Genomic DNA, 6,340 nt, shown 5'->3' with positions numbered 1-6,340 from the left:
GGCGGAGGCGGAGGCGGCGGTTCGACCAGCATCACCTCGACCACCGGCGGAACCGGAGCCAGCGGCGGTCGTTCAACCGGCGCAGCAATGATCAGCGCCAGGATCAAACCGTGCGCGATCAGGCTGCCCAGGATCGGGCCGGCCTTGTTCCGACGGCGACGAGGCCCCGCCTTCACCCCGAGGCTCCCCAAGCCTTGCCGTCATGGGCCTTATAGTTTTGGACAGCCCCAAACACCAAAGCTTTCAATAGATTCTCCTCGCCTTTTGATATTCGACAATGACCATCCCAGCACGTCAGGAAAATGGCGCCAACAAGCCAGACCATAAATCGACCCAGAACAGCAAAAACGTCGATTGTTGAATTTTTTTTACAGTCAAGCTGAACCTTTTCACTTCTTCGCGCGTCTTTGCTCCGCCGTTTTGCAACCGACACCGGTGCGGCGCGTAACATCCCCCGGAGTTGGGCCGGGCACGAAGGAGACTGAATTTGATCAAATTGGCATCTAGGACCGCTGTCATCGGCGCCGTCGCCGTTCTCGGCATCGCCGTCAGCGGCTGCGCCAGCCACCGGTTCGTCCGCGACAACGTGCAAGTCGTGAATGAGCGCGTCGACGGCGTCGACGCTCACGTCACCCAGGTCGAAGGCACGGCGGGCGAAGCCCTGGCCCGCGCCAACGCCGCGCACAAACTGGCGCAGGGCAAGTTCCTGTACGAGGTCGTACTGTCGGACGACTCGGTGAAGTTCCCGGTCAACCACACCGAGCTGTCGCCGGAAGCCGAGCAGCGTCTGGCCGAACTGGTTCAGCGCCTGCGTGCCGAGAACGCCAACGTCTATCTGGAAATCCAGGGCCACACCGACTCGACCGGCAATGACCAGATCAACGAGCGTCTGGGCCAGGAACGCGCCGAAGCGGTGCGTCGCTTCCTGAGCGATCAGGGCATCGCCCTGAACCGCATGGCGACCATCTCCTACGGCGCCTCCAAGCCGGTCGCGCCGAACAACACCCGTGACGGCCGCGCGCAAAACCGCCGCGTCGCCATCATGGTTCTGGCCTAACGGCTAAAGGCTTTCGCTCCGGCCTCATGCCCCGGCCGGAACGAGAAACGGCGGCGTCCCGCAAGGGGCGCCGCCGTCGTCTTTTCAGCCTGTCCGGGGCCGGATCAGGCCGGATCAGCGCCCACGAAAGTCATGAAGCGCGCCGGCGCGCCCTCGCCAAAGGTCATGACGTCATAGCGGTCCGGTTCATAACCGGGCGCCTCCATGCCGGGCGATCCCGTCGGCATGCCGGGCACGCCGATGCCGCGCGCCTGGCCAGGGTTCTTCAGAAAGGCCTTCACGCCCGCCGCCGGAACGTGACCCTCGATCACCTTGCCGTCGATCACCGCCGTATGGCAGCCCCACAGCGATTGCGGCACGTCCAGACGCTGCTTCACCGGGACCAGTTCGTCGGTTGCGATCACATTGACCTCGAAGCCAGAACGCCGGATGTGATCGACCCAGCCGCCGCAGCAACCGCAGGAGTCGCTCTTGTAGACGGTCATGACGGCGGCCTCGGCGGGCTTGGCGAAGCCCTCGGCCAGGAACACGCCGCCGCCGACAGCCAGCGCTCCGATAGCGATCGCCGCCATCTTAACAGGCATCTTCATCTTCAGTTCTCCTGAACGGGATAGCCGGCCGCCGCCAGGGCGTCGGCCAGGGATTGAGGGGACGCCGTCGTCTCGACCTCGACCCGGCGCGCCGGGACGTCAGCCGTGAGCCTGGCCGCCGGATCGACGGACAGGACGGCCTTCTCGACCGAAGCGACGCAACCGCCGCAGCGGATTTTCGGGATGTTGAGCGAGATCATGACGATGCTCCTTTTCTTGATACGCGACAGTTCATTGGACCCCTTGCCATCATAGGAAGGTCAAGCGGTCGCACCGGCCCCGCCCTGCGACGTATTGCCCGCCAGGTCGGACAGGATCGGGCAGTCCGGCCGTTCGTCCCCGGCGCAGCAATTGGCCAGATGACGCAGGGTGTCGGCCATTTCGCGCATCTCGAGGATGCGCGCATCCAGGTCGACCAGATGCTTCTCGGCCATGGCCTTGACCTCGCGGCTGGGCCGGGCGCCGTCGCGCCATAGCGACAGCAGGCGGCTGATCTCCTCGATCGAGAAACCCAGCCCCCGCGCCCGGCGGATGAAGCGCAGGTCATTCAGGTCGCGCTCGCTGAAGTCGCGATAGTTGCCGTCGGTCCGGTCCGCCGGGCGGATCAGCCCTTGCGCCTCATAATAGCGGATCATCTTGGCCGTGACCCCGGTCGCCTGTGCAGCCTTGCCGATGTTCATCACGCGGCTCCCTTCACGCTGTTCGAACCGATATGGGGTTTGAAAGCCCGCAGGCGCAGGGCGTTCAGCACCACGCTGACGCTGGACAGGGCCATGGCCCCCGCCGCCAGCATGGGGGACAGCATCAGGCCGAAGACCGGATACAGCACCCCCGCCGCCACCGGGATCAGCAGGACGTTGTAGCCGAAGGCCCAGGCCAGGTTCTGGCGGATGTTGTTCATCGTCGCCCGCGACAGACCAATGGCGCTGACCGCGCCGCGCAGGTCGCCGCCGGTCAGGACCACGTCCGCGCTCTCGATCGCCACGTCCGAGCCGCCGCCGACCGCCAGACCCACGTCCGCCGCCGCCAGGGCCGGGGCGTCGTTCACCCCGTCGCCGACGAAGGCGACCTTGCGCCCGCCGGCCTTCAGCGCCTCGATCACCGCCACTTTGCCGTCCGGCATGACCTCGGCGTGGACTTCATCGATGCCCAGCCGACGCGCGACGGCGGCGGCGGTGCGACGGTTGTCGCCGCTGATGACCGCCACCTTCAGCCCCAGCTCGTGCAGGGCGGCGATAGCCTCGGCCGTCGTCGGCTTGACCGGATCCGCCACGGCGATGATGGCGGCCAGTCGACCATCCACCGCGGCGTAGAGCGGCGTCTTGCCCTCGTCGCCCAGACGGGCCGCCGCCTCGGCGAACACGGCCACGTCGCAGCCCAGCTCGGCCATATAGCGATCGGCGCCGACGGCGACGCGCGCCCCGTCGACCAGGCCCGTCACCCCCTTGCCGGGGATGGAGGCGAAGTCCTGCGGCTCGACCACCGTCACGCCGCGCGCCTCCGCCGCCGCGACCAGGGCGCGGGCCACCGGATGCTCGGAGCGGATCTCCAGCGCCGCGACCTGGGCCAGCACCATCGTCTCATCAAAGCCCTCGGCCGTGACCAGATCGGTCAGGGTCGGCTTGCCTTCGGTCAGGGTGCCGGTCTTGTCGAAGGCGACGACCTCGACGCCCTGCAGGGCCTGAAGCGCCTCGCCCTTGCGGAACAGCACGCCCAGTTCGGCCGCACGGCCCACGCCCACCATGATGGAGGTCGGCGTCGCCAGACCCATGGCGCACGGACAGGCGATGATCAGCACGGCCACGGTCGCGACCAGGGCCATGCCCAGCGCCGGGTCCGGCCCGAACAGGAACCACACGGCGAAGGTCAGGGCCGCGATGCCCATGACCACCGGCACGAACCAGCCCGTCACCTTGTCCACCAGCGCCTGGATCGGCAGCTTGGCCCCTTGCGCCGCCTCGACCATCTTGACGATCTGGGCCAGCACGGTCTGCGAGCCGACCTGACGCGCCTCGAAGCGGAAGGCGCCCGTGGTGTTCAGCGTGCCGCCCGTGACGTCGGCCCCGGCGGTCTTCTCGACCGGGATCGGCTCGCCCGTCAGCATGGATTCATCGACGAAGGAGGCGCCGTCCGTGACCACGCCGTCGACCGGAACCCGCTCGCCAGGGCGCACCACGACCACGTCGCCGACCTTGACCGCATCGACGGCCACGTCCTGCTCGACGCCGTCGCGCACCACGCGCGCGGTCTTGGCCTGAAGCGACATCAGACGACGGATCGCCTGGCCGGTGCGGCCCTTGGCCCGCGCCTCGATCCAGCGCCCGACCAGGATCAGGGTGACGATCACCGCCGCCGCCTCGAAATAGATGTTGGCCGTGCCTTCAGGCAGCCATTGCGGCGCAAAGGTCGCCACGGTCGAGAAGGCCCACGCCGCCGTCGCGCCCAGCACGACGAGGGAGTTCATGTCCGGCGCCCAGCGCAACAGGGCGGGAACGCCCTTGCGGTAGAAGATGATCCCCGGCACGAACAGCACGAAGGTCGCCAGCACGAAGCTGATGACCTTCCAGTTGAAGGCGCCGATGGTCTCGCTGACCCAGTGGTGCATCCCCGGCACGAAGTGCGAGCCCATCTCCAGCACGAACAGCGGCAGGGTCGCCGCGCCCGCGATCAGCACCGCGCGGCCCAGCTTCTTGATCTCGGCGTCGCGGGCGGCCTGTTCGCGGTCGCTGGCGTCCGGCCCGGCGTCCTCGGGCACCTCCAGCAGATAGCCGGCCTGCTCGACGGCGGCGGCCAGATCCTGGAACGTCGTCGCCCCCGACAGGAAGCGCACCGTCGCCCGCTCGGTCGCCAGATTGACGCTGGCCGACAGCACGCCCGGCACGGCGGCCAGCGCCTTTTCGACGCGGCCGACGCAGGAGGCGCAGGTCATCTCCCGCACGGGATAGACGACCTCTTCCTCCATCGGCTCATAGCCCGCGCTCTTGATGGCGGCGGCGACAGCGGCGGCGGAACCTTCGCTCGACAAGGCGACGTGAGCGCGCTCGGCGGCCAGATTGACCTGAGCCTCCGTCACGCCCGGCACGGCGCGGATGGCCTTTTCGACGCGCCCCACGCAGCTGGCGCAGGTCATGCCCAGGACGGGCAGATCCAGTGTTCTCAAGCCTTCGGCGGCCATGACGTCGTCCTCGTAAACCTTTGACGACGACACCTCTAAACCTTCCCATCAAGGGAAGGTCAAGCGCGCTAAATCAGGCGTCCTGAGGCAGGCGGGCGATGAAGCGGCCCTTCATCCCCTCGGGCCAGTCGCGATAGGGCACGGCGCCGTCCGGGCTGGCGGCGTAGCGGCGGGCGAAGTCGACGATGGCCTCAGCGGCGTCGGCGGTCGGCGTGAAGGTTCCCGCCAGGTAGCCGGGCTTGCCGCCCTGGGCCAGATAGACGGCGCAGTGGCTGCGGCAGGCCCACAGGCAGGCCTGCTCCTCGATGCGCAGTTCGGGCGCGGCCCGCGCCACCGCCGCCACGGCCTGAAGCAGCCGTTGTCCGCCGCAGACGCCGTCCGCATCTACGGGCTCGTCCGACGACAGACGGCAGGTGGTGCAGACGACCAGTCGCGCCGTCGCCTCTGTCATCAGAACTCCACCCCGGCCTGCGCCTTCACCCCGCTCCGGAACGGGTGCTTGACCATCTGCATGTCGGTGACGAGATCGGCCGCCGCGATCAGGGCGTCCGGGGCGTTGCGGCCGGTGATGACCACGTGGGTGTCGGCCGGACGCGCGGCCAGAACCTCCAGCACCTCCTCGACCGGCAGGTAGTCGTAGCGCAGGGCGATGTTCAGTTCGTCGCAGACGACCATCTTCCATTCCGGGTCCATGATGCGAGCCTTGGCGGCCTCCCACGCGCGGCGGACGTTGGCGATGTCGGCGGCGCGATCCTGGGTGTCCCAGGTGAAGCCCTCGCCCATCGGCCGCATCTCGACCAGATCGGGAAAGCTGTCGAACAGGGTCTGCTCGCCCGTCTCCATCGCCCCCTTGATGAACTGGATGATGGAGGTCTTCATCCCGTGGCCGATCATGCGGCAGACCATGCCCATGGCCGCCGTCGATTTGCCCTTGCCCGTCCCGGTGTGGACGATGACCAGGCCGCGCTCGACGGTCTTTGACTGCATCATCCGGGCGCGGGCGGCCTGGATGCGCTTCATCTTCTCGGCGTGGCGGGCGTTCAGTTCGACGTCGTGCGGGTCGCTCATCGGCGGTCGTCTCCTTCGGCGGTCAGGTCCAGTTCAAAGGGCGCGCCCCAGTCGGTCTCGGCGCCCCGGCCGATGGCCTCGACGGCGCGGACCATGGCGCCGCCGCGGTCCAGCAGGCGGTCTGCGTGGGCGACGATCAGGGGATTGGGCGTGGCGGTCGGTGCGGCGTCGCGCAGACGCGCGGCCCACTCATCCTCGCGCCCCGGCGCCGTGCGGGCGCAGGCGACGACATAGGCCACCGCCGTCGAGCGGCTGACCCCCGCCCAGCAGTGGATCAACAGGGGCCGCGCGCCGGTCCATCCCTGCGCGAAGGTCAGCAGGGCCTCGACGTGTTCGAGCGACGGGGCGACCAGACCCCCGCGCGGGGCGGCGATGTCGTTGAAGCGCAGGTCCAGCCGATGTTCGGCCTCGAAGGCCGCTTCAGCCCCCGGCGAGGCCAGCGTCACCAGA

At 68.4% G+C, this 6,340-nt stretch carries 8 protein-coding genes; 1 reads left to right on the top strand and 7 read right to left on the bottom strand.

The window, feature by feature from the left end; translation table 11 throughout:
* Positions 1-481 precede the first annotated feature (481 nt).
* Positions 482-1,057 carry an OmpA family protein gene (locus B2Y21_RS00810; protein ID WP_292056028.1) on the top strand — a complete coding sequence of 192 codons (576 nt, stop codon included), beginning with the start codon at positions 482-484 and terminating at the stop codon, positions 1,055-1,057.
* Positions 1,058-1,161: 104 nt separating this feature from the next.
* Here the strand turns inward: B2Y21_RS00810 and B2Y21_RS00805 are convergent, their stop codons facing one another.
* From B2Y21_RS00805 to B2Y21_RS00775, 7 genes are all read right to left on the bottom strand, one after another.
* The gene (locus B2Y21_RS00805; protein WP_292056024.1) at positions 1,162-1,647 is read right to left on the bottom strand and encodes a DUF411 domain-containing protein; all 486 of its coding nucleotides are present in this window, start codon (positions 1,645-1,647) and stop codon (positions 1,162-1,164) included.
* 2 nt (positions 1,648-1,649) lie between these two features.
* Positions 1,650-1,847 carry a heavy-metal-associated domain-containing protein gene (locus B2Y21_RS00800; protein ID WP_292056023.1) on the bottom strand — a complete coding sequence of 66 codons (198 nt, stop codon included), beginning with the start codon at positions 1,845-1,847 and terminating at the stop codon, positions 1,650-1,652.
* A 60-nt stretch (positions 1,848-1,907) separates the two neighbouring features.
* Entirely contained in the window at positions 1,908-2,327 is a 420-nt protein-coding gene (gene cueR / locus B2Y21_RS00795) for a Cu(I)-responsive transcriptional regulator (RefSeq protein WP_292056020.1), read from the bottom strand.
* Positions 2,327-4,822, bottom strand: a complete 2,496-nt coding sequence (locus B2Y21_RS00790; protein WP_292056018.1) for a heavy metal translocating P-type ATPase — start codon at positions 4,820-4,822, stop codon at positions 2,327-2,329. The genes cueR and B2Y21_RS00790 overlap by 1 nt, the downstream gene beginning before the upstream one ends.
* A 73-nt stretch (positions 4,823-4,895) precedes the next feature.
* Positions 4,896-5,273 carry a DUF1636 domain-containing protein gene (locus B2Y21_RS00785; RefSeq protein WP_292056017.1) on the bottom strand — a complete coding sequence of 126 codons (378 nt, stop codon included), beginning with the start codon at positions 5,271-5,273 and terminating at the stop codon, positions 4,896-4,898.
* Entirely contained in the window at positions 5,273-5,890 is a 618-nt protein-coding gene (gene cobO / locus B2Y21_RS00780) for a cob(I)yrinic acid a,c-diamide adenosyltransferase (protein ID WP_292056015.1), read from the bottom strand. The genes B2Y21_RS00785 and cobO overlap by 1 nt, the downstream gene beginning before the upstream one ends.
* Positions 5,887-6,340, bottom strand: a 454-nt coding sequence (locus B2Y21_RS00775; protein WP_292056013.1) for a tyrosine phosphatase family protein, incomplete at its 5' end; no start/stop codon positions are given. The genes B2Y21_RS00775 and cobO, both read right to left, overlap by 4 nt.

Source organism: Brevundimonas sp. UBA5936 (genome assembly GCA_002430835.1).
In the GTDB taxonomy this organism is placed as follows: Bacteria; Pseudomonadota; Alphaproteobacteria; order Caulobacterales; family Caulobacteraceae; genus Brevundimonas.
The sequence above is the reverse complement of the archived record's forward strand: the minus strand, read 5'-3'. Positions and strand labels throughout refer to the sequence as shown.

What these genes read in the sequence shown, in the direction of transcription:
- B2Y21_RS00785 (WP_292056017.1), bottom strand. Translation starts at nt 5,273, where the DNA reads ATGACAGAGGCGACGGCGCGACTGGTCGTCTGCACCACCTGCCGTCTG.
- B2Y21_RS00790 (WP_292056018.1), bottom strand. Translation starts at nt 4,822, where the DNA reads ATGGCCGCCGAAGGCTTGAGAACACTGGATCTGCCCGTCCTGGGCATG.
- B2Y21_RS00800 (WP_292056023.1), bottom strand. Translation starts at nt 1,847, where the DNA reads ATGATCTCGCTCAACATCCCGAAAATCCGCTGCGGCGGTTGCGTCGCT.
- cobO (WP_292056015.1), bottom strand. Translation starts at nt 5,890, where the DNA reads ATGAGCGACCCGCACGACGTCGAACTGAACGCCCGCCACGCCGAGAAG.
- B2Y21_RS00805 (WP_292056024.1), bottom strand. Translation starts at nt 1,647, where the DNA reads ATGAAGATGCCTGTTAAGATGGCGGCGATCGCTATCGGAGCGCTGGCT.
- cueR (WP_292056020.1), bottom strand. Translation starts at nt 2,327, where the DNA reads ATGAACATCGGCAAGGCTGCACAGGCGACCGGGGTCACGGCCAAGATG.